Source organism: Shewanella sp. SR1, assembly GCF_020447145.1.
Classification (GTDB): domain Bacteria; phylum Pseudomonadota; class Gammaproteobacteria; order Enterobacterales; family Shewanellaceae; genus Shewanella; species Shewanella baltica.
This window is the reverse complement of sequence record NZ_JAJAEF010000002.1, coordinates 224,454-250,676: the sequence shown is the minus strand read 5'-3', so window position 1 is coordinate 250,676 and position 26,223 is coordinate 224,454. Positions and strand designations below refer to the sequence as shown.

The following is a 26,223-nucleotide window of genomic DNA, read 5'->3' as shown; positions in this document are numbered from 1 at the left end:
AATGTGATCTGGATCATCGCGCGAAGTTTATTACTAAAACCGCTGTATTTCGAGGAAAATTTTAGTGGTACATCCTCTTGAAATCCAGTATTGGCGTAAACAATGAATGACAAATGACCAAACAATCGATAAAGCAGACTAAGTATTCAAAAACAAATGGGGAGCTAAGCTCCCCATTTGTAGACCCTACTTAGGTTGGCGCCAGAAAACGGCGGCCAATGCAGGAAGGATAATTATGGCACCGAGCATATTTACCACAAACATGAATGTTAACAATATTCCCATGTCCATTTGAAATTTAAGTGCCGAGAAGAACCAAGTACTGACACCAATCGCCAATGTGAGGCCTGTAAAGATCACTGCACTACCCCGTTCGACCAACGCCTCATAGTAAGCCTGTTGCACCGGCATACCATTCGAGAGCTTAGACGACATGGTCGAGAGGATATAAATACCGTAATCCACACCGATACCGACACCCAGCGCAATAACAGGTAAGGTACTGACTGCTAAGCCAATATCCAGTTGCGTCATCAAGGCTTGCGCCAATGTCGACACTACATACAGCGGGATAATTACCGCCACAGTCGCTTTTAAGGATTTAAAGCTGATTAAACAGAGTACAAACACGGCACCATAGACGTATAACATCATAGGTAATTGCGCTTCGGCTACGGCTTCGTTGGTCGCGGCCATCACGCCCACCGGACCAGATGCCAGTTTAAACTGCAGCTTGTCGTTATCCATTTTCGCGGCGACGGCTTTCACCTTAGCGACCACAGTTTCTATGGTTTCTGCCTTATGATCTTTCATAAACAGATACACAGGCATGACAGAACAATCGCCATTTAACAAACCAGAGGTCGTCGGAATTTGGCCAATGGCCTGCACTAAACTCGCGGTCGTGCGCGGCAGCACTTCCCACCTTGGATTACCTTCGTTAAAGCCTGCGTTCACTTTTTTAGCAACCGACGCCAGACTCACAGTCGACTCGACCCCAGGCGTATTACGCACTAACCATTCAAACTCATCAATTTGAGTCAGCACATCGTGGTAAGTACAAGCCTCGGGCGCCGCCTCAACAATCACAGTCATCACGTCGGTAGTGATGGAGAAATGATCTGTGATGAAGAAGGTATCGAGGTTATAGCGCGAATCTTGGTGTAACGCTGGCGCCCCACCCTGTAAGTCACCAATCTTCATCTGATTGGCTTGTTGCAGACCGGCAAAATACAACACCACAGTGGCAATAATCACCACTACAGCGTATTTAGGCGTCGCGAAACGTGCTAGGAAACGCCAAATCGCTTCAGTGCGAACTTCTTCAGCCGTCGGCTCTGCGGTTTTATTGACTTTGATTTCAGTAAAAGAAATCACCAAAGGCAACAGGATAAGGTTAGTGAAAATGATCACGCCCACACCGAGTGATGCCGAAATCGCGAGCTCGCGAATAATCCCGATATCAATCGACAACAGGGTAATAAAACCAACAGTATCAGACAGTAAAGCCACACCACCCGGTACTAATAAACTGCGAAATGCCGAAGCCGCCGCCGCTTTGGTGGTTTGTCCGTCCATCACGCGGCGCCTTACCGCATTGATCATTTGCACCCCGTGACTGACCCCGATGGCGAATACCAAAAACGGCACCAGAATCGACATGGGATCGAGACCAAAACCTATCACAGTCAATAAACCGAGCTGCCAGACCACAGCGGTTAAACTGCAGACGAGGGGTAAAACAGTCAGAATGATTGATTTAGAGAAGAGGTAAACCATGACGGCGGTGATCAAAATCGCGATAACAAAGAACAGCAATACGCCCTTAGCACCATCGGCCACATCCCCGGCCATTTTGGCGAAACCTATGATGTGAATTTTAACCTTGTCAGTTTCAAACTTGCCCCTAAGCTCTTTTTCGAGCTGCGCCGCAAAGGCAATGGTATCTAAGGGTTTACCTGTTTGTGGGTCAAAGTCCATTAACTGCGCCGACACCATGGCCGCACTGTAATCGTTGGCAATTAATCGGCCAACGATGCCCGCTTTTTCAATATTATCGCGCACGGTTTCGAGCCCAGATACTGAGGTCGAAAAATCCGCAGGAATAACGGGCCCGCCAGCAAAACCATCTTCAACGACTTCGGTAAAACGAGTGGAAGGCGAAAAAATTGATTTCACCTGCGCGCGATCAACCCCAGGAATAAAAAACAGCTGATCGTGCACATTTTTTAAGGTATCAAAATAGTTCGCATTAAAAATATTGCCGCTGGTGTCTTCCACCGCCACCATGATGCTGTTGGCGCCACCAAAATCTTTTTGGTGTTTCAGGTAGGTCTGCATATAACTGTGATGCAGTGGAATGTTTTTGATGAAGGCCGCATCCATTTTGAGTTGACTGGCTTGAAAGCCTAAAAACAACGTCAAAAACACAAAAATGCCGACGACCCACGCACGATTGCGGAATAAAAATGACTCAAATCCGTTGACCAGTTTTTCTAACATCTTCTCGGCCCTGTTATTGTAGTTTTAAAATTTTATGGCTTAAGAATAAACAGCCCTTGGCTGCCGGATAACCACATATTCCCTTGATTATCCTTCGCAATAGAGACTAAGTTTTCCCCTTGGCGACGAGTGACAATACTGCTGGTATCATCCCCATTCAGCTTAATCACTATCCCTGCATTGCCCACGAGATAAACCGCATCGTCCGATACTGACATCGCCCCATTGATTGAAGATTGCACTGGCAGTTCGATTTCATTCCACTGGCTTAAACTCACGTCAGCTTTGAATATATGACCGCGAAGGCCCATCACATACACGGCATCTTTCGTTTCAATGGCATTAAACATAGAGCCATCGTAATCAAAACTGGTACGCGCAAAGGTTTTGCCTTGATCGCTTGAAACGGCCACTAGACCTAACTCGCCGACCAGTAATAAACGTCCGTCAGTCAAAGTTAAAATACGATTAAAGTGCGGCAATAATGAAGCGCGTGCGCTCACATAGGCTGATTGATCGCTGCCTTTCAACTCCGCTAAATAGGACACATCTTCTTCGGCTAACAGCTCTTCATGGAATTCGTCGCTCCAATGGGCGCCACCATCGTTGGTGCGATAAAACAAACCGTAAGCCCCAATGGCGATACCCATTTTTTCATCTAAAAAGACAACATCGAGGAATGGCTTTTCAATCTCGGGCGAATGCATCTGCTGCTGCCAAGTTTGGCCACCATCCTGAGTATGTAAAATGGTCGCATCATGGCCCACTGCCCAGCCGAGTTTGTCATTAAGGAAAAACACTTTGGTCAACTGCGAGCTCACGGGCGTCGCCACTTGATGCCAACTGCCGTCATACACCAGAATATGACCGCGTTCACCCACAGCCACTAACCCTTTGCCCACGTTGGCAATATCTAAAATCAAGGATGAAGCCGCAAGCGGTTGAATTTGAGAAAAAATCGGATCAGAGGTGGTTGCAGATAACGTAGAAGGGAAAAAAGCGCCACCGAAACTTAATGCAGCAACACACTGAAGGATGCGAAACGACATACAAACTTCCTTAAACTAATGAGGGGCGCAGAGCGCCCCTTTATTTGTGGCGTATTAACGGATACCTTCGCGACGCAATGCATCGGGGGTAAAGTTAGCTTCAGTCAGTTTGGCATCGAAGTTATACATACCACTTTGGTTGTCTAAACCCATGGCGAGATAACGACGGGATTGCAAATCATGGAAGACTTCCAGCGTGTCCCATTGAGTTGGCACTTCGTAGTAGTTCAAGCCATGTGCAACAGCCACACGATACAGCTGATCACGGTTATCGTAGAGATCGGCTATCGACACTTGCCATGAATCTTCGTCAAGGTACATATCGCGCACTTTGTAAATGTGGCGCATACCGTCTTTCAACGTCGCCTTCACTTGCCATACGCGGTGTTTTTCCCAACGAACATACTCAGGATTAACATGCCCAGGTTTTAAAATTTGGTCATATTTCAGCTTGTCTGAGTGCAGTTTGTAATCGTTGTACGGGATGTAAATTTCTTTCTTGCCAACCAGTTCCCAGTTATAACGCACTGGAGAGCCGTTAAACATGTCGAAATCATCCGTCGTACGCAGACCGTCAGACACTGTACCCGGTGTATCGAAAGCGACGTTTGGCGCTTTACGGACACGACGTTGTCCTGTGTTATAGGTCCAAGCTTGGCGTGGCAACGCCTCTTGATCCATGGTCTCTTTTACCAATAACGCAGTACCCGCTAAACGGGCTGGCTGAGTCACCACTTGCTTAAAGTAGAACAGTGTATTGCTGGCTTTAAGCAGATCTAAAGTCATTTCTGGACGAGAATATTCGAAGCGAATTTCCTCTGAGGTTTCCACTAAGCTATAGCTACCATCGGCCGTTGGTGCAGCTTGGCTACGGGAAGTCTCGATATCGACCCCGCGAAAACGCAAAATGTGGTTCCAAATCGCTTCTAAACCATTTGCTGGGATCGGGAATGGAATACCAATAGCAGCGCCAGAAATACCATTGCCCTGTGCAATCAATTCTGCACGTGTCGCGTTAGCTTTGGTCGCATCATAGACAAACTGCGGCACTGATGCGCTACGGCGAGTCTTATACACATTCATCTTGTAGGTATCAGGATAAAGTTCGAACAACTTCATCTGACCCGGCGTTAAATAGTCTTTATATTGCGCTTTGTTAGCATTGGTAATGGTGAATTCAATCTTATCCTCAGGGAAAGGATCTGGGTGATGCATCCCTTTGGTATAACCCGCCACAGGCTTAGTGATACCACCATCCCAAGCCGGAATAGAACCGTCAGCATTACCTGCTTTTTCAGCACCTAAAGGGGTGAGCTCATTGCCAAGTTTAGCCGCGTCAGCCTCTGATACCTTAGCCATAGCGACTGGCGCTACGAGTGCAAACATCACCGCACTCGCCAATATCGTCAGTTTCTTCATTGTTTGAGTCCTTTTAGATCGAATACTTGATATTGAATGAAACATAATCACGATCTGCCATCGCATTCGTCGTACCGACACCGCCAAAGAAATTGTTATAGGAGATATCTGCACCCCAACGGTTTTGATAGTCGAAGTTAACGCCTAGCGCGACAGACTTGCGTCCTTCCGTGAACAGGAACATAGGATCCGGAGTAATACCGTCAACGTCATGGGAGAAAATGACCCGTGGCGACATATTGACCCCAGCAAAGACGTTATTGAAATCCGCTTTTGCCACTAAACGGTAGCCCCAAGCAAAGTCAGTTGGGAACGGGTTAGTTTCAGGACCATTGTGCAAGGCTTGAATGATGCCTGGCATATCGGGATTGCCGCCAGAACGTGACGTACCTGGGCCATTGAGACGTAGCTCATCGAAACCTGGCATATCGTGGATCCACACACCACCCACTTCGGCCAACATAGTTAAGTTATCTAAACCTAAGGTTGGACCAAATAGATGGGTGAAAGTCACCTGCGCCTGTGTGGTATCCACGCGAATAAAACCATCCACGGTTTCACCCGGTTGAACGCCTTTAATCTGCGAAATACCATCGAGTTCAGGACTAATACCCGCATTGGCTAACTGTTGTGGCATACCGGCGAACAGCAACTCAACGTCATCAATTTGCAGTGGTTCATCTTGACGATGGGCAATTTCACCCGCGACAGACGTATCACCAATCAAAGTATTGAAGCTGAAACCGTAGAGTTTAATATCTTCTGGATAGACAATTTGCGCCTTAGAGAAACTCTTCAGGCTAAGCAGTAATTCACGGTTAATGTTGCCCGCGTTCTGGACTACAGTTGCCATATCTGACGAGATTGCACCCTTGCTAAAATCTGCGGCAGTACCACTGATAAGAGGACGACGGCTATGGTAATTCATGAAATAGAAACCAAATTCGGTTTCACCCAGCTCAGGCGCGTAATAACCCAGCTTGATACCGTATTGGCCATCATTGCTTGGTTCTTCTTCATCCTGCACTAGGGTCACTTTAGTTTGATAGGCGATTAATTGAGCAGATGTTAACGATTGTCCGCTAGCGAGCATGCCCGCTAGATGCTCATATTCTTGCATCACAAAATCTAAGTTGATGTCAGGGTTAGCGTTAAAACCAAGCTGAGCGTTTTGAGCATAACCACCAAAACCGGCAAAATCATTAGTAGCAAAAATCGAGCCCGGAGTTGGGACCCAAATAGGTTGCCAATCATATTGATAGAATGCTTCAACAGTTAACGAATCTGTCAGGCCAAGGGATGCCCACACCATACCTTGCGGTCTGAACGCTTCTTTTAACTCAGCACCAGGTGCGTTAAGAATGTTCAAATCAACGGCGTTAATTTCACTGATCCCATGGGCAATCAGTGTACTTTCACCCCATGACACCACTTGATTACCAACACGAATAGATAATGGATTCGCACCCTCATTCAAATCGAAGTTGGCATAGACAAACGCATCTAATAAACGGATATCTTTACATTGTACTTCTGAAGCGCGGCTATCTTCGCAAGGGTCAAATTCTTTACCCGTGATCGGATCGTTGTAGTCATAATTGCCATCGTTCAGTTTACGATCATAGAAATACATACCGCGGGCGAATAAACCGTAGTTTTTGTATTTCAACGATAATTCATGCAAACCTTTGACGATCTCAGACGTAGTATCGCCTTGAGAATAAAGTAAGTTACTTAAGTCATTGTTGCTGGAATACGACCCGGGCTGGGCCCAAATCTCAGCAGAAGTATATTTTTTATTGTCAAATGCGCTGTAATTAGACCAATCGAATTGGGGTTGATTCACCTTACCAATTTGACCTTCCCAATCGCGCGCGCCAACACGCCAGCTCGCACCAGCAGTCCAAGTTGAGTCAAATGTGCCCTCAACCTCTCCCCAATCAAAAGATATTGCATTAACGCTTGGGATCATTAACAAACTCAATGCCGACGCCACCCCCAAAGCAAGCGCCGATTTGTTAAAACTATTTTTAACAATTTTCATTTTAGCTCTCCGTACCCTGCTGGATTCTTTGTTTTAGGAATTACAACCAACATCTTGTTAGCTCACAGGTAACATCATTGTTACAGCAATTAATCCCCTTGGGCAAGGCGCAGTTAGAGAAAATTTTCTAAAGAATTAAGCATGTAGACACATTTGTGCCAGCAGTTGAAAAGGTGGGATTTAAATTAGAGAAAAGCGGGAGAGAAATGAAGCGGGAAAAGATATCAAAAAATCATATAATTCATTAACATATTTAAAAACTAAATATCACAAACCGAGCCTGATAATCAGCCGACCGTTTAAAGTAATTACTCTAAGCGTAAATAAACAAATTCAGACTAGACTCGATTTAATGAAACAAATTGTCCCTTGTCATCTAAAACCAATTTGAAATAGCCTTGAATGCCATTTTCGGTTAAAAAACGTCTGAAATGACGGCCATTAATCCACAAAATACGTCCTTGCGTTTCGCGGACCTCAATTTTATCAGCAAGCCCTTGATAGTAAGGTAAGAAATCTCGATAGCTGATCGTTAGTTTGAAATACAATTCCATAATATCAGGGCGGCATCGATTGCCGCCCTCCTCCTACAAACCGCTATTTTGCCAATGCCTTAGAGACTTTTTCGTACATATCCTTAGATAAGTCAGGTAAAGCCAAAAGTTGCCCTAAACAGGCTTTTATTAAGGTTTGACGGCCTAAGTCGAATTTATGGAACTGGATCAATGGCGTCACCATGCGTGCCGCGACCTGCGGATTGAGCTTATTAAGGGTAATTAAGTATTCGGTTAAGAAAGCATAACCCTTACCATCTTGACGGTGGAATTGGTAAATATTACCCGCCGCAAAACTGCCCACTAACGCGCGCACTCGGTTTGGATTACTCATACTAAAACGCTTGTGCTGCTGTAATTGACGCAGACGTTCAATCACATCTTCTGCATTACGAGTCGCTTGCAACATAAACCATTTATCCATTACCAATGGCGTGTCCTGCCAACGCAGCTCAAATGCGGTCATCAGCTCATCGCGACAAGGCAAATCGCCCACGTTCGCCGCAGTCAGTGCGCCGAGGGAATCTGTCATATTGCTGGCTTTATCAAACTGGGAAATCACTAACGCTTCTGCCTCATCCGACACCCGTGCTAACCACGTTAAACACTGATTTTTAAGCGCTCTTGCCTGCGTGCTATCGACTGGTACCAAAGAGCGATAGAGCGCGATCAATTCATCTTCAGAGTGTGAAGCAAGCTCTGTTAACACAAATTCACGGGCCAAGGCTAACGCATCGAGATCAACGCTCTCTGTTTGCTCAATCAAAGCAGATGCCGTAGGTATGGCTAAGATTTCGGCAATCAATGCTGGGTCAAGTTCAGTGTCTAACAACACGCCTTTAAAACTATCGCGCACGCGGGGATCGAGTGTCATGGCTTGTTGCTGCTGTAAACTCGCGACATTCTGCCAAATCGCTTGGCTCACTAAGGTCACTGAGGCTTCCCATCGCGCCACTTCGCTGCTGGCAAAACGCATCAAGTGAACCAGTTGATCCACATTGAATCGATATTGCAATTTAACGGGCGCGGAGAAGTTTTGTAGTAACGAAGCCACCGGTTTATGACTTAATCCCTCAAAACTAAACACTTGTTCAGCCTGAGTAAAGTCGAGAACTTCATTCACTAAAGAGTGGCCCTTGGCATCTAAGAGTTCGATGCTGAACGGGATATGCAAGGGTGATGCACAGTTCGCTAAACTTTGTTTAAGGGTTAATTGGTAAATGCCCGTTAGCGCATCGAAACTGTCCATCGCAGTCACAATCGGCGTGCCCGCTTGGCTATACCATAAACGGAATTGGGTTAAATCTACGCCGCTGGCATCTTCCATTGCCGCCACAAAATCATCGCAGGTGACCGCTTGGCCATCGTGGCGTTTAAAATACAGTTTCATCCCCGCTTGAAACTTTTCTTCGCCAAGCAAAGTGTGCATCATGCGGATCACTTCAGCGCCCTTGTTATACACAGTGACTGTATAGAAATTATTCATCTCAATCACAGATTCTGGACGAATGGGATGGGACATAGGGCCAGAATCTTCGGCAAATTGCTGATTCTTGATCACTTTGATTGCGTGAATTCGATTCACAGCGCGTGAGCCTAAATCGGAGCTGAATTCTTGATCGCGAAAAACCGTTAAGCCTTCTTTTAAACTTAGCTGGAACCAATCACGGCACGTCACGCGGTTTCCGGTCCAATTATGGAAATACTCATGGCCTACCACCGATTCAATACCGTGATAATCCTCGTCGGTAGCCGTTAACGTATCTGCAAGCACATATTTAGTGTTGAAGATATTTAAGCCTTTGTTTTCCATCGCTCCCATATTGAAAAAGTCGACGGCAACTATCATGTAAATATCTAAATCGTACTCGAGGTCAAAACGACTCTCATCCCATGCCATGGATTTTTTCAGCGATGCCATCGCATGGTGTGCTTTATGTAAATTACCTTTATCGACGAACACTTGCAGGATCACTTTACGGCGACTGCGGGTAATGAACTCATCTTGCAACAGATCAAAATCGCCAGCGACTAAGGCAAACAAGTAAGCCGGTTTTGGAAACGGATCTTGCCAGCAAACATAATGGCGACCGCCCTCTAATTCGCCTTGATCAATCAAATTCCCGTTACTCAGTAAAAACGGGAATGCGGCTCTATCGGCTTCGATGCGCACAGTATATTTGGCTAATACATCGGGACGGTCGAGGAAATAAGTGATCCGTCTAAAGCCCTCAGCCTCACATTGCGTGCAGTAGGCACCATCGGACATATATAGGCCTTCAAGGCTCGAATTGGCCTCGGGATCGAGCTTAGTGACGATGTTCAGCTCAAACTCATCAAGCGCCGTTTCTAAGACTAATTGACCCGCGCTAACATGATAAGGCACTGCTTCACCGTCAACCGTCAACGAGACCACAGTTAAGTCTTCGCCATCCAATACTAAAGCTTGGGCATGCTTAGAAGCGCGTTTTACCCGACTTATCGCCTCCACATGAGTCTCATTGCCCGCCAGATTAAAGGCTAAGTCGATCGTGTCTATCGTGAAGAGTGGCGCTTGATAATCTTTTAAGTATTTTGCTTGAGCTTGTGTCATTTCGATCCCTTTAACGCTGATCTAAATAAGAAAAAACGCGCCATAAGCGCGTTTTGATATTGGATAAATCGACTCGACTAGCGCCTACTTAGCACTAGTTTTAGCCAGTTTTTGCGCATCAGCCATATCTAAAGTGATATAAGCCGTTTCATCTAAAAATGCGTCTGGCAATTCGGCGTCGTCTTTAATGTCTTCCATGGATTTAACCGGTGCTAAACCATTGGCGACTCGGCGCTCGTTCGTTCTATCGAGGACTTTCTTCTCATCGGCTTCGCGGGAGGCAATGCGCTCACTTTCAACCAGAGAAACTGTCTTCTCTTTGTGGTGCTTTTTAAAGTCGGCAATATCTTGATTGATATAAGCAAACTCTACACTGCTTTTGATGCGGTTAAGGTGCTTGGCCTCAAGGCTAGTCACTAACTCAGGCGTCACATCATTGAGCGTGCCATATTGTGCCATTGGCACTTTATCCCAAGGCAAGGCATTTTTCTCTTCAGCTTCGCCGTACTCACCTGGCTCTAACGCACTTGGGTAAGCAATGTTTGGTGTCACACCTTTAAGCTGTGTGCTGCCGCCATTGATCCGATAGAACTTTTGAATCGTGTATTGCACATGGCCAATTGGCTTTTCATACATATCATAGATACGGCCTAAGCTCTTATGCTGCTGCACTGTACCTTTACCAAAGCTAGATTCACCGACAATTAGCGCGCGGTCGTAATCTTGTAGCGCAGCAGCAAAAATCTCAGAGGCTGAAGCACTGTAACGGTCAACCATCACAGTCAACGGGCCCGCATAACTGGTTTTGCCATCGTTATCACGGTGCGCAGACACACGGCCATCGGCATCACGAATTTGCACCACAGGACCCATATCGATAAAGAGTCCCGTCAGCAACACGGCTTCTGTTAATGCACCACCACCGTTACCTCTAAGGTCGATGACTATGCCTTCAACTTTGGCTTCGTTTAACTTCACTAGCTCTTTTTCAACGTCCTGTGACAGATTCATGTAGAAACCAGGAATATGGATCACACCGACTTTGCGATTAGCGTACTCGCCATCTTTAGGTTCAATCACCTTAGAGGTTGCCGCTCTGTCTTCAAGACGAATTTTATCGCGTACTAAGGTAACGTCGAATGGCTTAGCATTCGAACCGCCTTTCTTCGGTAAAATTTGCAGTACGACTTTACTGCCCTTAGGTCCTTTGATCAGATCAACCACGTCGTCTAAACGCCAGCCGATCACATCAACAATTTCACCGCCTTCTTGACCGACGCCGACAATCTTGTCTTCTGGCGACAGTTTTTCGCTGCCAGCCGCAGGGCCGCCAGCAATTAAGCTTTTAATCACAGTGTAATCGTCTTCAAGTTGCAGTTGAGCACCAATCCCTTCAAGGCTTAAATTCATTTCCATTTGGAAACGTTCAGCATTGCGTGGTGACAGGTAACTCGTATGCGGCTCAATGCTACGTGAGAAGGCATTCATCACGCCTTGGAACACGTCTTCACTGTTGGTTTGAGTCAAACGTTTGATGGCGTTGTTGTAACGCTTTTGCAAGATCTCAACAATCTCAGGCCATTTTTTACCTGTGAGTTTCAGATTTAGCGCATCGTATTTAACACGTTGACGCCATAACTCATTGATCTCGGCTTGATCTTTTGGCCATGCCGCATCGTCACGGTCGTACTCATAGGCATCGCCGGGGGCGGAGAAATCCATCTCTTTATCCAGTAGGGATAAAGCATAGACAAAGCCTTCATAACGACGCTTTTGGACGATATCAAACATTTTATAGGCAGGCTCAAGTTCACCAGAACTGAGCATGTCATCGAATTGGGTAGCATAAGGTTTAAAGCTATCGACATCCGCTTGGGTTAACACATTGCGGCGATAGTCTAACTGCTGCAGGTAACGGTCAAAAATTTGCGTAGAAAAGGCATCATCAAGATTAAATCTATGATAGTGCGAACGAGTGTATAAGTCCGTTACCCTTTTGCTCGCGACCTTATGTTGCGCTTCCTGCTTGAGAGTGGGTAACTCGCTGATTTGAATCGTGGGTGGTACGGCCCAAGCCGAGAATCCGACAAAAACAGTGGCGATCGAGGTAGCCAAAGTGAGTTTTCGCATCAACAAGTTACTCCGTTTTAAAAAATGATTACAGCAGGATATGTTCTGCTCTAACTTTAATCGTTAGGCCACTATCAAGCTGAACATGAATATCTTCCTTGTTAATATCAGTAATCACACCGGCTACGGGTGTCATACCTAACTTAACATTGACGCGTTGTTTTTTCGTTAAATCAGTCAATTGTGCTTGGACATAATTTACGACTGGCGCTGCTGCTTTAGGCGCAGGCTTAGCAGGACGCTCAGTTTTAGCACGTTGAGGAACAGCCACCTTTTTAGGTGCTTTCTTCGCCGCAGGCTTAGGTGCGAGTGCTGCACGTTTCGCTTTCGCTTTATCCTGACTTTCTTTCAACATGGCTTGAGCATGGTCAATGTGCTCTTGCTCTAACTCGCCGCAAGGTTCGCCATCCAGATTAACGCGTTGTGCGCCCGCTTTAACGCACTTTAAATAGCGCCAGCTGCTGGTGTAACGTCTTAAGGCAACTCTGAGCTGAGTTTTACTGACTTTAGAATCATCAGCCAACCTTTCAGCCAAATCTTGAAACAATCCGATTTTTAATGGCTTAGTTTCACCTTCAGCAATAAAGCACAAAGGAAATGTTTCATACAAATACGCCAAAATTGCATTGGTGTCGGTCAACTTTTCTGTTGATTCCATCATTACTTCCACAGTCAAAAAGGGACATCGATTCGAGGTGATATATATCAACTTCTTACGTGTCGTTTATCTTCGTTAAACTCAATATTGAGTCAACGTACAAATTAGCATCCTAGCCGCGTTTACTAAAGTTAAAAAAAATATACCTTAACAAATTTTTACAGCTCAAAACACTAAGCTTATTCATTGCATGCCAATCAAACCAGCTTAATGCGTGCAGGCGCATATTATAAGGCGCACGCCACCGATTGCGACTATGAATTATGCGTTATTGTACGCAAATTAATCAAATAGGCAGTTTTCAAAACTTTTAACCAGTAATTCCAGCCCCTTTTGGTCTTCTTCGTCGAAACGATCGAAGATTGGGCTGTCAATATCGAGCACGGCAACCACGTTACCTTGAGCACAAACTGGCACAACGATTTCAGAATTACTGGCAGAATCACAGGCAATATGGCCATCAAATTGATGAACATCGGCCACTCGCTGGGTTTGATTGGTGAATGCCGCCGTACCACACACGCCTTTTCCTAACGGAATACGTGTACAAGCCACTTTACCTTGAAATGGGCCTAATACGAGTTGTTCGCCACGCATAACGTAGAATCCCACCCAGTTCAGCTCAGTTAAATTATCATTGAGTAAGGCTGAAAAATTCGCCATTGCCGCAACAAGGTCGTCTTCCCCTTCCAACAAGGCCAAGGCTTGACGGTTAAGTGACTCATAAAATTTCGATTTCATTACATTTCCTAACAATTTTATTCTGCTGCTTCGGTCTTTTTAGCCGTTTTTTTCGCAACAGGTGGATTCGTTGGCGTACTATTAACCTGAACGACACCTTTAAGCAAGTTCGTCAGCTCATCTTTATTGTTAGCAAAATAGAATGCGAGCTTTTCGCCCACGCTTTCATCTATACCTAAATCAGCTTTTTGAATGAAGGGGATAAGGTTATCGGCGATATCGAGCATCTTATCGTAGGCATCAGCCTCCTTCTTAGATGTGAATGTCATCTTTTCAACCCCTTCTCTGACCACGACAAACTGTGTTATTACTGCCATGACTGCCCTCGCACTGTTTTTATATACAGTAACTAGAGTGACATAGATTGAACTTGTGATGCAAGTGTTCTGATTAATCTGATATTATTAGCGTACTTTCGTTGCCAAGATTATAAAGCGCTAGACTGTGCAGAACGGCTGATTAGCACTACACTTTGCACCGATCTCGCTGTTATTACTCCTATTTAGGCTAATATATATTTTTATATGCATGAAAACGCAGCAGAAAATTCAGTAATCCTTTGCCGTTCCTGCGATTTAGCAGTCCGCAAACGTGCCTTGCCAAGCGGTGTCAGAGCCCTTTGCCCCCGTTGCAGCACTGCACTTTATGACACTCCTTACTGCTCTGTAAATGGCATGCTCGCCCTATGTATCTCGGCACTAGTATTTTATTTTCCTGCCAATTTTTTACCCGTACTCGAAATTCACTTTTTCGGCAGCATTCGCACCACCACGGTTTTTCAGGGCGCGTTTGCGGTATTTGACCAAGGTTATTGGGTCGTTGGTTTAGCTGTGCTTGCCGCCGCTGTGATTGGTCCAGGCTTATTACTGTTGTCGATACTGACGCAGATTTTGATTGTGAAATGGGGACTGAGTCGTCTTTTTTGGCGTAACTCATTAAAGCAATTATTGAAGTTTCATGGCGTATTGTCGCAGCTCACTATGCTGGAAATTTATGTGATCAGCTTTTTGGTTTCATCGTTCCAGCTTTCTGATTTTTCGGATATTTATTTTGGTATGGGCACATTTTGCTTCACTATGTTGTTTCTCGTGACTTTATTTCTTCAACGAGAGTACGACTTAGAGCACATGTGGACTTTATTGGAAGGTCATCGCTGATATGAAGCAACAAGGTAAAGATATCGGCCTGTGTCTGTGTAAGGTCTGCCGCCAGCTCAATAGTAGTGACCTCACCCACTGCCAGCGCTGTGAAGCTGAGTTGCAGGTCAGGGACTATTCCAGCCTGCAAAAAAGTTGGGCTTTGTTGATTACCGCTGCCATCTTGCTGGTGCCTGCCAACATTTACCCTATCACTATGCTGACCAACCAAGGGCAAGTGCGGCACGACACCATTTTTTCGGGCATTTTGCATCTAGTGCATTCAGATATGTTGCCCATTGCCGTGATAGTTTTTACTGCCAGTATTTTAGTGCCATGGATTAAAATCATCGGCTTATCCATTTATCTGTGTGCGATCAGCTTTGATATTCCGATTTCAAAAAAGAAATTGATGGTGGGTTTTCACATCATCGAATGGATTGGTCGTTGGTCAATGCTCGATTTATTTGTCATCTCAATCACAGTGGCATTAGTGAATATGGGACAACTACTCGACGCTAAACCCGCGCCTGCAGCGACCGCATTTGCCTTGGTTATTCTGTTAACTCAGTTAGCCGCAAAAGTGTTAGACACTCGTTTACTCTGGGATCGATTGGAACCTCAAGATGACACAAATTGAATCGCCGAAAGTTGTAAAGAAAAAACTCTTTTCGCCCATTTGGCTGCTGCCTATTGTCGCGTTGGCATTGGGTGCGTGGCTGGGCATTAAGAGTATTAAAGAATCGGGCGTTGAAATTCAAATTCACTTTCCGAGTGCAACTGGGATTGATGTAGGTAAAACCTTAGTCAAATACCAAGGCTTGACTGTCGGTAAAGTCAAAGACATAGGAATAGATGAAGATCTCAAGGGCGTAAACGTTAAAGTCATGATGGACTACCGTGCTAAGCCTTTCTTAAATAAGGAAACTCTCTTCTGGCTGGTCACCCCTAAGGCCAGTATCACAGGTGTTGAAGGCTTAGATGCACTGTTCTCAGGTAACTACATTGCGATTCAACCGGGTAAAGGCAATGCGTCAACCTTCTTCGAGGCTGAGCGCCAACCGCCGCCGATGCAAATCGGCTCAGAAGGTGTGATGATCGAATTGACCTCAGACAAACTCGGTTCGCTCGATGTTGGCTCGCCAATATTTTTCCGCCAAATCCCCGTGGGCAGTGTGGTCAGCTATCGTTTAGATGGCAATCAAAGAGTCATCATCAGCGCTTTTATTCAAGAGCAATACGCGCGATTAGTGAAGAAAAACTCCTACTTTTGGAATGTCTCCGGCGTCAAAATTGATGCATCACTGACTGGGGTTAAAGTCAGCTCTGAGAGTTTGGCATCCATTCTGGCTGGCGGCGTGAGTTTTAGCTCTGATGATAAAGCAGATATTGCCAAAAACGGTGACATTTTTTCGCTTTATGATTCAGAAACCACAGCCCTTGGCGGCATAGAAATAAACCTGACCATGGCTGATGCTAACGGTGTCGACAAAGGCACTCGTATTGTTTATCGCGGCATCAATATCGGCAGCATTTTAAGCAAGCAACTCACCGCCAATGGCGTAATAGCTGTGGCTAAGTTTGAACCTCAATACGGTTCACTATTAACTAACGACGGGGTGTTTTGGCTTGAAGGTGCCGATATTTCCCTCTCAGGCATTAAAAATCCAGAGCGTTTACTAACGGGCAGCGTGATCAACTTCCTGCCGGGTATTAATACTAAAACGGCGATGCCAAGCAGTTTTGCCTTACAAGCCAAAGCACCTGATTTACTGCAATCGAAGAAGCGTTTCTTGACCTTAACCTCAGCCGAAAACATGGGCATTTCATCGGGCGCTGAAGTTCGCTTTAAGCAAATCCCCATTGGCTCAGTGCTTGCGGTTAAGTTAACCAAAGATTTATCGGCGGTGGAATACCAACTCGAGTTACAACCTGAGTTTGCTGGCCTAATTCGCAGCGACAGCTATTTTGTCCCTGAGTCAGCATTAACAGTAAAAGCATCACTAGAGGGCGTTTCAGTCAAAGCAAGGGACTTTACGACGCTCACTCAAGGTGCGGTTAGCTTGATCCAAGGCCACAGCGATACACCACTCGCCGCCAACAGTGCCCTCACCTTGTTTAGTTCTGTGGATGCCGCGACAGCCTTCTATGATCGTCAGCAACAAGTGCATCTGACCTTAATCAGTCAAGATGGCGCCGATGTCAGCCAAGGCTCACCGATTTACTATAAAAAGATGCAAATTGGCACAGTTGACTCAGTGAACTGGCAAAGTAAGACCGAAGACTTTGCTATCAAGCTCGCTATCGACAAACAGTTCCAGCCCTTGCTGAAAAAGCCGAATGTGTTCTGGCGTAACAGCGCCGTGGATATTAGCGCCAGTCTTGCTAGTATTGATGTTGCGGTCGCGCCGCTTCAAGGAGCATTAAAGGGCAGCATCAGCCTGGGATTGCTTGATAGCAATGGCAAAGCCAGCAATGCAGCTAACTTAAAACTCTATGAGAACAAGCAGTTGGCATTAACTCAGGCGCAGGCGATTCGTCTCACCTTACCCGCTTCAAGTAAACTGACGGCCAAAGCAGCGATTCGCTATCAAGGTCATCAAGTGGGTGAAGTGTCGCAGGTGAAGCTCAATGCCGATCTCAATACTCTCACTGCAACGGCCTATCTCTACGGCGAATACGCCGAACATTTCAGCCGCAGCGACTGTGAATATCATCTAGTGGATGCGCAAATTTCTCTAGCAGGAATTAAAGCACCAGAAACCTTGATCACTGGCCCTTATATCGGTGTACTGCCGGGTACAAGCAATCAGAAAGCGACCCAGTTTGTTGCCAACCTCGCTGCCAGCAGTTATGCCAACGTTGCCGAAGATGCGCTTAAATTCGTCTTAGAAGATAACAACTTAGGCTCGATGAAAGTCGGCACACCTATCTTCTTCCGAGGTATCAAAGTCGGTCAAATCGATGGTTATCACCTGTCGACACAGGGCAATAGCGTGCTGATGCAAGCCCATATTGAGCCGCAGTACAGTCACTTAGTGAATCAAAGCAGTCAGTTCTGGGATGCTTCAGGGATTAAAGTCGATGTTGGCCTATTCTCTGGTGCGCAAATTGAAGCGGGCTCGCTGGAAACTTTACTCGCTGGCGGCATTAATGTCGCGACTAAGGACACGACTCAAGAGAGTAATCGTTTAGCAGCAGGAACAGTATTAAGATTGCAACACAAAGCCGAAAACGAATGGCAGGAATGGGCACCCGCCCAGTAATTCTTTTCTTCAAAATACTTACACCAACGCACTAATATTAAAGCTCTTAAAAATAAATCAGGCGCATTATGCGCCTGATTTATTTTTAGCTTCCCTTGCAATTCTATTGAGACATTCTAGGTCGCTCAACACTCTAACCCCTTATCCATAAAACCAATAACAAACGGCAATCGCAGCGCTGATCCCTGCAAAATCCGCGGTTAACCCACAGGCTAAGGCGTGGCGGCCATGGCGAATACCCACAGAACCAAAATACACGGCGAGAACATAAAAAGTAGTTTCAGTGCTGCCCTGAAAAATCGCCGCTAATCGGCCAGCAAAAGAATCGACGCCGTGATGATCCATTGTCTCGAGCATCATGGCTCTGGCACCTGAACCACTAAAAGGCTTCATCAGCGCGGTCGGCATAGCATCGACAAAACGCGTATCAAAACCCAATATCCGCACGCCACTGGCAATCAAGTGCAACAGATAATCCAAGGCGCCGGATGCGCGCAGTAAACCAATCGCTAATAGCATGGCGAGCAAATAAGGGATCAGCTGGATAGATTGGGCAAACCCCGCCTTCGCCCCTTCAATAAACTCATCATAAACCGCCACCTTGCGGATGCCCGCAACGATCACAAAGGTAAAAACCAGTAACAGCAAGATACCGTTACCCATTGCCGTCGACACTGTGCCAATTGCTTCAGCACTTAAGGTCACCAGATAAAAACCACTCGCCACTAGGCCAGAGAGCATTAAGGCGCCATAACCGAGCACCACAGAGTTCAATAACGAAATCCGCTGCACTAACGCCACTACCAGTAAGCCCGCCAATGTCGAGGCCGAGGTTGCCAGTAAAATCGGTAGGAAAATATCCGCAGGCGCGGCTGCACCTTGCTGAGCACGGTAAAGGAATACCGTCACAGGCACTAAGGTCACAGAGGAAGTATTGAGCACTAAGAATAAGATTTGCGCATTGGTCGCCACGGTTTTTAGCGGATTTAAACTCTGCAAATCATGCATCGCCCTTAAACCAAGCGGCGTAGCGGCATTATCTAAACCAAAAATATTCGCCGTTAAATTCATCGTGATACTGCCAAAGGCGGGATGGCCCTTGGGCACTTCTGGCATCAAGCGGCGCAGTAAGGGCTCAAACACAAAGGCTATCGCGCTGACCACACCGGCCTTCTCGCCCACCTGCATCAATCCCATCCACAGGGAAAGTACGCCAATCAGCCCAAGGGAAATTTCGGCGGCAAGCTTAGCGCTAGCAAATAATGCGGCGACCGAAGCCGATAGGACTTCTATGTGCCCATTGAACAGTTGCACCGCTATTGCCAGCAATGCCGTGATAAAAAAAGCTAACCACACGCGATTCAGCACACCAATCCCCTTATTTTTATTTGTTTTTATTCTATTAGCTCATGGCTACTGAGTGCTAGCATTATGGCGACTCATTGCAATATTGCGGCAATCGTCTGTGCATAAACCTCAAATCACCATAACGGCTGAGGCACTTGGGATAAAATCTCAGACCCAATAAGGGATTATGATATACTCGCGCCAGTTGATACACAGTCTATTTTCCTATGGTTCAATGAAATCAATGGTTCAATTAAATCAAAATTTTATCGATACAATCACCCAAGAACTCCCCGCCCATTTATCCATGGACGAGTTTATTGCCGCCTGCGACAGGCCGCTTAGACGTTCAATTCGGGTCAATACCTTAAAAATCAGCAGCGACGACTTTAAGACTCTGATGCAACCTAAGGGCTGGACGTTTGATCCTATTCCTTGGTGTGAAGACGGATTTTGGATCAGCTACGATGAAGAAGAACAACTCGGCAATGCCTTAGAGCACATTCAGGGCTTATTCTACATTCAAGAAGCCAGCTCTATGTTGCCGCCAACCGCACTTTTTACGCCTAGTGCATTTACGACTAGTGCAAAGTGGCAGTGCGTACTCGATCTCGCCTCTGCGCCGGGTTCAAAAACCACGCAAATGGCCGCATTGATGCAAAACCAAGGTTTATTGGTGGCGAATGAGTATTCGGCGAGCCGCGTGAAAGTATTGCACGCCAATGTGCTGCGCATGGGCGCAAGTCACTGCGCTCTCACCCATTTCGATGGCCGTGTGTTTGGCGAATACCTATACGAAAGTTTCGATGCCGTGCTCATTGATGCGCCCTGTGGCGGCGAAGGCACAGTGCGTAAAGACGCCGATGCGTTAAAACATTGGAGTCTTGACGATGTGTTGGCGATTAGCGAAACCCAAAAAGCCTTAATCGAATCGGCGTTTCTCGCCCTGAAACCCGGCGGCAGTTTGGTCTACTCGACCTGCACCTTAAACCGTCTCGAAAACCAAGGCGTGTGCGAGTATTTAAAGCAAGTCTACGGCGATGCCGTGCAATTTGAATCCTTAAGCGATTTATTTGATGGCGCTGAGCGAGCCACGACTGCCGAAGGCTTCTTGCATGTCTGGCCGCAGATTTACGACAGTGAAGGTTTCTTTGTCGCTAAATTGACAAAAACTGCCTCTGTGCCGCGGTTACAGCCTGAGCCTAAACTGCAGAAAAACTTCCCCTTCACGACCGCATCAGCGAAACAAGCCCAAGGGATCAAAGACTATTTTCAGCAGGATTTAGGCATCAGCTTACCGGACGAACTCATCATGGTTCGCGATGATGAATTCTGGCTATTTCCCCATGAATTCAATGCTTTTATCGGCCGTATGCGCTTTCAGCGTATTGGCATTAAACTCGCCGATAACAGTAAGCACGGTTTTAAAGTCCGCCATGAAGCGATTATTGCTTTAGCGGGAAAACAACTTAGCCCAACGGCAAAAACGGTCGATGTGAGCGATGTTGAAGCCAAAGAGTATTTGATGGGGCGAGATATTCCCTTAGCTACCGCAGGCAAAGCCCAAGGTGAAGTGATCGTCTGTTATGGCGGCGCGCCGTTAGGCATGGCGAAACATTTAGGTAATAAGTTAAAAAACAATCTGCCCAGAGACTTAGTGAAAGATAAAGTGTTATTGCTACCAGAACAGACAAAATCGTTATAGTTCTGCTGTTTTTTAGCGATAAATAACCTAAAAAAGGGGAAGGTGAACGCGACTCTAGGGCAAAAGCTCGACTACACTGAGTCTATTGTAAAGCGCACTGCATGGCGCTTTCACCTGTAGCGCACGGCTCTTCAACGAGCCATTCCCCTAGGCCCAAACAGCTTTCATCGTTTTGGGCCTTTTTTTATGCCAATGTCTTTTTGCCTGAGCCTTTTTACATGAGCCTTTTTGCCTGAGCCTTTATGTCTCAGTATTGGCAATCGCGCAATCGCATAACATGGGTCAAAACACTTAAAGCTAACGGCCGACTAAACGCGCCGCATCTTTGAATAAATTAAAGAAGTTATTACTGGTGTACTCAGCAAGATCCTCGTAGCGCTCACCTCTAAGCTCGGCCACAAACTCTGCCACATCACGTACATAGGCGGGCTGGTTCTCTTGACCACGGTGTGGAATAGGCGCCAAATAAGGCGAATCCGTTTCAACCAGCAGGCGATCCTGTGGCACTTTACGGATAACAGTGCGAAGTTCACCGGCATTTTTAAAGGTGACTATGCCTGATACTGAAATGTAAAAGCCAAGGTCAATCGCCGCTTTCGCCATTTCCCAGTTCTCGGTAAAGCAATGCAGTACGCCGCCGACTTTATCCGCGTTGCCCTGCTTAAGCATAGTGATCGTGTCTTCACGTGCATCACGGGTATGGACAATCAAAGGTTTATTCACTTCGACCGCAAGGGCGATCTGCTGCTCAAAACATTGTTGTTGCAGCAATTTAGTTTCGTCGGCATAAAAATAATCTAGGCCAGTTTCACCAATCGCGACCACTTTAGGATCGGTGGCAAAGCGACGGATTTGCTCAACATCAAGCCCTTCTTTAACATCTAATGGATGCACGCCCGATGATAAAAATACCTGATCGAAGGCTGCAACTTTATCTCGCATCGATTCAAATCCCTGCTGGCGCACGTTGACGCATAGCATATAGTCCACGCCACGGGCTTTCGCGCTGGCCAGAATATGTTCTAGGGTTTGTTGATCAGGCGCCGCTTTAAGGCGATCGAGATGGCAGTGTGAATCAATAAGCACAGGGATTTCCAAGCTGAATAACAAAAGGACGACAAGGATACCCAGCCAAGGGATCGAGGTCAAATTCCGCGGAGGTGAAGAGTCAGTTTAGAGTGCGGGCCAATGTTAAAACTAGAACAGTTAAACGAGAGTAACGCTTAAAGCAGAGCGTTTAAACCTAAGTAACATTTAAACCTAAGTAACCTTCAAACCAGAGCAATAATGCGGGCCAACCTACATAGTGCAAGTTAGATCGCCGGAGGCAAGTTCGCGGGACAGTAATTTTTCGATGTGGTGTTTATGGCTATCGGGCTCAGAAACAATTTTAATGCCAATGCCTACAGGACGGCCGCCCGAAGCACCTAAGGGATTGATCCATACCACAACACCGCGAAATTCATTCGTTATGGTCGCTCCCGGTAAGCGATACGCAATCGTCAGCGGCTGGCCAAGGTAATGCCCTTCACTGGTGGCAATGAATAATCCTGCCGGCTTAATAAAAGGCATATAGGCACGATATAGCTGATGTAAGGTATCAAAATTAACGACGAGATCTACCATGGCATATTACTTATTTGTTATCTCTCTATATTCTAAGACATAACTTTGACACAAAGCCAGATAATTGACGCTCGGCATTGTACTTAAGCTATGACACATTCCCATGATCTTGGCCGCCAAGTTCCCGAGCTGCGCATGGATAAACGCATCTTGGTGGCTATTTTTTAGTAACACCTGTCGTATAAGCAGGTATAAAACCTTAAGAACATCAATTATTTGTTGTTCACTTATAGTTAACAAACTAGCACACAGATGACCAGACGACAAACTTTGGGCCCAATCTTTGCGAAACTGTAGCAAGGATTGATAACGGCTCTGTTGACCACCTTCAGACTGCAAGCTCTCTGCCAACTTTAGCGGTCCACCCACCACACTCAGGCACCAAGTGACATCCTCTTGGATATCACATTGCTGCGCTAACCAGTTTTTGATGGTCTCTCGGCTTGGTACAACGAAGGGAATGCGTTGGCAGCGGCTGCTGACCGTCGCCATTAGACGTGCAGGCGTATCCGACTGCAATATCAGTAAAGTGTCTTTACCTGGTTCCTCAAGGGTTTTAAGGAGTGCGTTGGCGGCAGCGGAGTTAAGCCGCTCGCTATGGTGAATAATCGCCACTCGCATACCGCTTTGCTGGGCTGTAGCAGTAAGACGCGTGCAAAGCTCACGAATTTGATCGACTTTAATTTGATTGCCATCGGCAGCAATATGGTAAAAATCGGGATGATTTCCCGCATCAAAGAGCTGACAAAACTTACAAAAACCGCAGGCCCCCGCCGGTGTTGGCTGCAAACACATGGCCGCACGCGCCATGAACACACTCAGCAGCTCACCACCATAGGCAGAATCAATGCCGACAAGCTGTGCATGGGGCATTTTTTGTCGCGTGAGTTGCGCTAAAAATGCCTGCCTTGGCCCTTCGAGCCAAGGCAATTGCGCAGCCGTAAACCCTGACTCGGCTACCATGCCATCGCCTGTAGCACGGCTAAGATATCTTTATGTACTTCGGCCATGGTTTGACTCGCATCGATAACCACTATGCTGTCATCTTCGCTGGCAAGTTTAAGGTAAGTCGCGCGAGCTCGTTCAAAGAAATCAATCGCTTGTTGCTCGATTCTATCAAGCTCACCGCGTTTAGCCGCGCGGGTTAGCCCAAGTTTAGGATCTAAATCTAAGTACAAGGTGAGATCGGGTTTAAAACCTTTAAGGGTGGCAGTGCTCACCGCCTCCACTAACGGCATTAAGCCCCTGCCACCACCTTGATAGGCCAGTGACGATAAATTGTGTCTGTCACCCAATACCCATAGACCCTGCGCAAGCGCGGGCTTAATGACATTGGCAACCAACTGGGCTCTGGCGGCATAGATGAGTAAACACTCGGCCTCGTCACACAGGGGATCGGTCGCATCGGCAATTTTGACTAAGTCACGGATACGTTCGGCCAGTGGCGTGCCACCCGGCTCGCGGGTGCAGATCGGCGCTTTACCCGTATGTTTTTCAATAAAGTCGCGAATAAGGTTAATCGCACTCGACTTACCCGCACCTTCTAAACCTTCAATAACGATAAATTTTGCAAAAACTGACATTGGATTTTCTTTCTCTGCATTTTTACTTTGGTGATTTTTCTGGCGTCGCCGGTTTTTTCTTACGCTGATACACATCTACAGCTTGGTTGTGTGCTTCAAGTGTGCTTGAAAACACATGGGTACCATCGTTGCGTGACACGAAATAGAGGTAACTCACACTAGCGGGTTTAGACACTGCCATCAGTGAGGCTTTACTCGGTGCTGCAATCGGCGTTGGCGGTAATCCGAAAATACGGTAAGTGTTAAAAGGTGTCTCTTCGACTAAATCTTTACGGGTGATATTGCCCTTATAGCGTTCGCCCATGCCATAAATAACCGTCGGGTCGGTTTGCAGACGCATGCCTTGATTAAGACGATTAACAAATACTCCGGCAATTTGGTCGCGCTCATGGGCTTGGCCGGTTTCCTTCTCGACTATCGATGCCAAGATCAGCATTTCATAGGGGGATTTTAACGGCAAATTCGGCGCCCGTTCTGCCCACGCTTTGGCAAGCTCTTGCTCCATCATCTTATAGCTTTGAGTCAGCAGGACTTTAACATCCGCCTCAGCAGTATAATGATAGGTGTCGGGGAAGAATTTACCCTCTGGCAAACCTGAATCATCGCCCTGCGCCATCAACACGGCGGCAAACACTTCTGGTGACATCTGTAAATGCGGCGCACTGGCAAGTTGTTGTTCCCATTCAACAATGGTTTTACCTTCAACTAAGGTCAAACTGAAGGTTTTCACTTTTCCGGCAATCAAATCATTCAGCAAATCGGTAATGGTTTGTGAAGGTGAGATTTCGTAAAGACCCGAGCGGATCTTAGCAAGCTCAGGGCGGAACTTAAGTAGCCACTTGAGTTTCCACGTGTCTTGAATCACGCCATCGTCGGCAAGTTGCTGTGCAAGCTGGTTGACGCTGGTACCGCGTTCAACGGTCAGCTCTTTAGGCTCGCTGAGACTCAGCGGCGTTTGACTGTATTCGATAACAGTTTGATAGCCCCAAAAGGCGCCCAAACAGACTAATGTCAGCAAGGTCAACAGGGTTGAACTGGCGATAAGAATGAGTTTTTTCATAGGGTGAGTGAAAGTGTCTGTCTAAGTTGCGCGGTAATCGGAGCACGGCTGAACTTGAGCGAGTCTATCGCCAGCACATCCACAATTCCTAAAACGCTGTTAGTGATAAACGCTGAGTCAAATTCAATTAAACGCTCGGCGCCAACGGGCAAACATTCGATATTCATGTTCTGTTCAAGCAAGGCTATCATAACCTGTTCGCGCATCACACCCGCCACGCCGCACTGGGCTAATGAAGGGGTTATAACGCGATTGCCTTTGATAAAAAACACATTCGCCATCGAAGATTCAATCACATTGTCCTCGATATCGTTAACTAACCAGTCATCAAACCCCTGAGGTAAAGGGTGGGATTTTATTAAGACTTGTTCGAGTCGATTTAAATGCTTCATCCCAGCCAACAAGGGCTGCAAACCCAATCGTATCGACGAGGTTTTAAGGCAAATGCCCGCTTGCTGCCACTTTGCATAATGGCTTGGGATAGCATGAACTGAGACGATTTCGGTAGGATTAACCATTTCTGGCGGTGTGTAACCACGGCCACCGACACCACGGGAAACGATTAACTTAATGCAATGATGTGGATATTCAATGGCTAAGGCATGAAGCTGCTGTTGCAGTGCTTCACTCATTTGCCATTGAAACCCAAGCCTTGCGGCGCCTGCGGTTAAACGAGCTTGATGGGCGTTGAAAAACAAAATCCCCTCAGCGCCTGTCCGCATAGTCGCAAACAAGCCATCACCGTAGGCAAGCCCTCGATCGGAAGGGTCGACACTCGCCTGCGATGCGCCATTCACCCAAAACACTTGT

The 26,223-nt window shown here is 46.5% G+C and carries 21 protein-coding genes; 4 read left to right on the top strand and 17 right to left on the bottom strand.

Annotated features, from left to right (window positions below; translation table 11 throughout):
* Positions 1–186 precede the first annotated feature (186 nt).
* The 10 genes from KV201_RS02995 to KV201_RS02950 all read right to left on the bottom strand — a co-directional run bounded on the left by KV201_RS02995 (position 187) and on the right by KV201_RS02950 (position 14,007).
* Complete coding sequence (locus KV201_RS02995) at positions 187–2,502, bottom strand: RND family transporter (protein ID WP_012089377.1); 2,316 nt, start codon at positions 2,500–2,502, stop codon at positions 187–189.
* 32 nt (positions 2,503–2,534) lie between these two features.
* Entirely contained in the window at positions 2,535–3,551 is a 1,017-nt protein-coding gene (locus KV201_RS02990; RefSeq protein WP_226058459.1) for a YCF48-related protein, read from the bottom strand.
* A 54-nt stretch (positions 3,552–3,605) separates the two neighbouring features.
* On the bottom strand, positions 3,606–4,970 hold the full coding sequence (locus tag KV201_RS02985) for a DUF1329 domain-containing protein (protein ID WP_107404408.1): 1,365 nt from the start codon (positions 4,968–4,970) through the stop codon (positions 3,606–3,608).
* Positions 4,971–4,983: 13 nt separating this feature from the next.
* A complete protein-coding gene (locus KV201_RS02980; RefSeq protein WP_226058458.1) occupies positions 4,984–7,014 on the bottom strand; it encodes a DUF1302 domain-containing protein in 2,031 nt (676 codons plus the stop codon).
* A gap of 338 nt (positions 7,015–7,352) precedes the next feature.
* Positions 7,353–7,568, bottom strand: a complete 216-nt coding sequence (locus KV201_RS02975) for a DUF2835 domain-containing protein (RefSeq protein ID WP_006086278.1) — start codon at positions 7,566–7,568, stop codon at positions 7,353–7,355.
* A gap of 43 nt (positions 7,569–7,611) precedes the next feature.
* On the bottom strand, positions 7,612–10,161 hold the full coding sequence (gene pepN, locus KV201_RS02970; RefSeq protein ID WP_226058457.1) for an aminopeptidase N: 2,550 nt from the start codon (positions 10,159–10,161) through the stop codon (positions 7,612–7,614).
* A gap of 84 nt (positions 10,162–10,245) precedes the next feature.
* Positions 10,246–12,291 (bottom strand): carboxy terminal-processing peptidase, encoded by a 2,046-nt coding sequence (gene prc, locus KV201_RS02965; protein ID WP_006081910.1) that lies wholly within the window; start codon positions 12,289–12,291, stop codon positions 10,246–10,248.
* A 28-nt stretch (positions 12,292–12,319) separates the two neighbouring features.
* On the bottom strand, positions 12,320–12,949 hold the full coding sequence (proQ, locus tag KV201_RS02960) for an RNA chaperone ProQ (protein ID WP_006081911.1): 630 nt from the start codon (positions 12,947–12,949) through the stop codon (positions 12,320–12,322).
* Between the two features lie 282 nt (positions 12,950–13,231).
* Complete coding sequence (locus tag KV201_RS02955; protein WP_006081912.1) at positions 13,232–13,690, bottom strand: GAF domain-containing protein; 459 nt, start codon at positions 13,688–13,690, stop codon at positions 13,232–13,234.
* A 17-nt stretch (positions 13,691–13,707) separates the two neighbouring features.
* Positions 13,708–14,007: a YebG family protein gene (locus tag KV201_RS02950; RefSeq protein ID WP_006086275.1), complete on the bottom strand. Its 300-nt coding sequence runs from the start codon at positions 14,005–14,007 to the stop codon at positions 13,708–13,710.
* 207 nt (positions 14,008–14,214) lie between these two features.
* Between KV201_RS02950 and KV201_RS02945 the strand changes: the two genes are divergently transcribed.
* The 3 genes from KV201_RS02945 to KV201_RS02935 are packed head-to-tail and all read left to right on the top strand — an operon-like array spanning position 14,215 to position 18,092.
* Positions 14,215–14,847 (top strand): paraquat-inducible protein A, encoded by a 633-nt coding sequence (locus KV201_RS02945; protein WP_006081914.1) that lies wholly within the window; start codon positions 14,215–14,217, stop codon positions 14,845–14,847.
* A 1-nt stretch (position 14,848) separates the two neighbouring features.
* Positions 14,849–15,466 carry a paraquat-inducible protein A gene (locus KV201_RS02940; protein ID WP_011846987.1) on the top strand — a complete coding sequence of 206 codons (618 nt, stop codon included), beginning with the start codon at positions 14,849–14,851 and terminating at the stop codon, positions 15,464–15,466.
* A complete protein-coding gene (locus tag KV201_RS02935) occupies positions 15,453–18,092 on the top strand; it encodes a PqiB family protein (RefSeq protein WP_226058456.1) in 2,640 nt (879 codons plus the stop codon). The genes KV201_RS02940 and KV201_RS02935 overlap by 14 nt, the downstream gene beginning before the upstream one ends.
* 141 nt (positions 18,093–18,233) lie before the next feature.
* Here the strand turns inward: KV201_RS02935 and KV201_RS02930 are convergent, their stop codons facing one another.
* Positions 18,234–19,460: a nucleoside recognition domain-containing protein gene (locus tag KV201_RS02930; protein ID WP_226058455.1), complete on the bottom strand. Its 1,227-nt coding sequence runs from the start codon at positions 19,458–19,460 to the stop codon at positions 18,234–18,236.
* Between the two features lie 223 nt (positions 19,461–19,683).
* Here KV201_RS02930 and rsmF point away from each other — a divergent pair, with 223 nt between their 5' ends.
* Positions 19,684–21,144 (top strand): 16S rRNA (cytosine(1407)-C(5))-methyltransferase RsmF, encoded by a 1,461-nt coding sequence (gene rsmF, locus KV201_RS02925; protein ID WP_226058454.1) that lies wholly within the window; start codon positions 19,684–19,686, stop codon positions 21,142–21,144.
* A 297-nt stretch (positions 21,145–21,441) separates the two neighbouring features.
* On the opposite strand, the gene KV201_RS02920 is transcribed toward rsmF, so the two are convergent.
* From KV201_RS02920 to pabC, 6 genes are all read right to left on the bottom strand, one after another.
* Positions 21,442–22,230 carry a TatD family hydrolase gene (locus tag KV201_RS02920; protein WP_006086270.1) on the bottom strand — a complete coding sequence of 263 codons (789 nt, stop codon included), beginning with the start codon at positions 22,228–22,230 and terminating at the stop codon, positions 21,442–21,444.
* Positions 22,231–22,443: 213 nt separating this feature from the next.
* Positions 22,444–22,770 (bottom strand): PilZ domain-containing protein, encoded by a 327-nt coding sequence (locus KV201_RS02915; protein WP_006081920.1) that lies wholly within the window; start codon positions 22,768–22,770, stop codon positions 22,444–22,446.
* Positions 22,771–22,776: 6 nt separating this feature from the next.
* Positions 22,777–23,733, bottom strand: coding sequence for a DNA polymerase III subunit delta' (gene holB / locus KV201_RS02910; RefSeq protein WP_226058453.1), 957 nt, complete (start codon positions 23,731–23,733; stop codon positions 22,777–22,779).
* On the bottom strand, positions 23,727–24,353 hold the full coding sequence (tmk, locus tag KV201_RS02905; protein ID WP_226058452.1) for a dTMP kinase: 627 nt from the start codon (positions 24,351–24,353) through the stop codon (positions 23,727–23,729). The genes holB and tmk overlap by 7 nt, the downstream gene beginning before the upstream one ends.
* Before the next feature lie 22 nt (positions 24,354–24,375).
* Complete coding sequence (gene mltG, locus KV201_RS02900) at positions 24,376–25,413, bottom strand: endolytic transglycosylase MltG (RefSeq protein ID WP_012089387.1); 1,038 nt, start codon at positions 25,411–25,413, stop codon at positions 24,376–24,378.
* On the bottom strand, positions 25,410–26,219 hold the full coding sequence (pabC, locus tag KV201_RS02895) for an aminodeoxychorismate lyase (RefSeq protein WP_226058451.1): 810 nt from the start codon (positions 26,217–26,219) through the stop codon (positions 25,410–25,412). The genes mltG and pabC overlap by 4 nt, the downstream gene beginning before the upstream one ends.
* Between the last annotated feature and the right edge of the window lie 4 nt (positions 26,220–26,223).

What these genes read in the sequence shown, in the direction of transcription:
- mltG (WP_012089387.1), bottom strand. Translation starts at nt 25,413, where the DNA reads ATGAAAAAACTCATTCTTATCGCCAGTTCAACCCTGTTGACCTTGCTG.
- KV201_RS02995 (WP_012089377.1), bottom strand. Translation starts at nt 2,502, where the DNA reads ATGTTAGAAAAACTGGTCAACGGATTTGAGTCATTTTTATTCCGCAAT.
- KV201_RS02950 (WP_006086275.1), bottom strand. Translation starts at nt 14,007, where the DNA reads ATGGCAGTAATAACACAGTTTGTCGTGGTCAGAGAAGGGGTTGAAAAG.
- prc (WP_006081910.1), bottom strand. Translation starts at nt 12,291, where the DNA reads ATGCGAAAACTCACTTTGGCTACCTCGATCGCCACTGTTTTTGTCGGA.
- KV201_RS02940 (WP_011846987.1), top strand. Translation starts at nt 14,849, where the DNA reads ATGAAGCAACAAGGTAAAGATATCGGCCTGTGTCTGTGTAAGGTCTGC.
- proQ (WP_006081911.1), bottom strand. Translation starts at nt 12,949, where the DNA reads ATGGAATCAACAGAAAAGTTGACCGACACCAATGCAATTTTGGCGTAT.
- KV201_RS02975 (WP_006086278.1), bottom strand. Translation starts at nt 7,568, where the DNA reads ATGGAATTGTATTTCAAACTAACGATCAGCTATCGAGATTTCTTACCT.
- KV201_RS02990 (WP_226058459.1), bottom strand. Translation starts at nt 3,551, where the DNA reads ATGTCGTTTCGCATCCTTCAGTGTGTTGCTGCATTAAGTTTCGGTGGC.
- KV201_RS02935 (WP_226058456.1), top strand. Translation starts at nt 15,453, where the DNA reads ATGACACAAATTGAATCGCCGAAAGTTGTAAAGAAAAAACTCTTTTCG.
- rsmF (WP_226058454.1), top strand. Translation starts at nt 19,684, where the DNA reads ATGGTTCAATTAAATCAAAATTTTATCGATACAATCACCCAAGAACTC.
- KV201_RS02915 (WP_006081920.1), bottom strand. Translation starts at nt 22,770, where the DNA reads ATGGTAGATCTCGTCGTTAATTTTGATACCTTACATCAGCTATATCGT.
- KV201_RS02955 (WP_006081912.1), bottom strand. Translation starts at nt 13,690, where the DNA reads ATGAAATCGAAATTTTATGAGTCACTTAACCGTCAAGCCTTGGCCTTG.
- holB (WP_226058453.1), bottom strand. Translation starts at nt 23,733, where the DNA reads ATGGTAGCCGAGTCAGGGTTTACGGCTGCGCAATTGCCTTGGCTCGAA.
- KV201_RS02980 (WP_226058458.1), bottom strand. Translation starts at nt 7,014, where the DNA reads ATGAAAATTGTTAAAAATAGTTTTAACAAATCGGCGCTTGCTTTGGGG.
- KV201_RS02945 (WP_006081914.1), top strand. Translation starts at nt 14,215, where the DNA reads ATGCATGAAAACGCAGCAGAAAATTCAGTAATCCTTTGCCGTTCCTGC.
- KV201_RS02985 (WP_107404408.1), bottom strand. Translation starts at nt 4,970, where the DNA reads ATGAAGAAACTGACGATATTGGCGAGTGCGGTGATGTTTGCACTCGTA.
- tmk (WP_226058452.1), bottom strand. Translation starts at nt 24,353, where the DNA reads ATGTCAGTTTTTGCAAAATTTATCGTTATTGAAGGTTTAGAAGGTGCG.
- pepN (WP_226058457.1), bottom strand. Translation starts at nt 10,161, where the DNA reads ATGACACAAGCTCAAGCAAAATACTTAAAAGATTATCAAGCGCCACTC.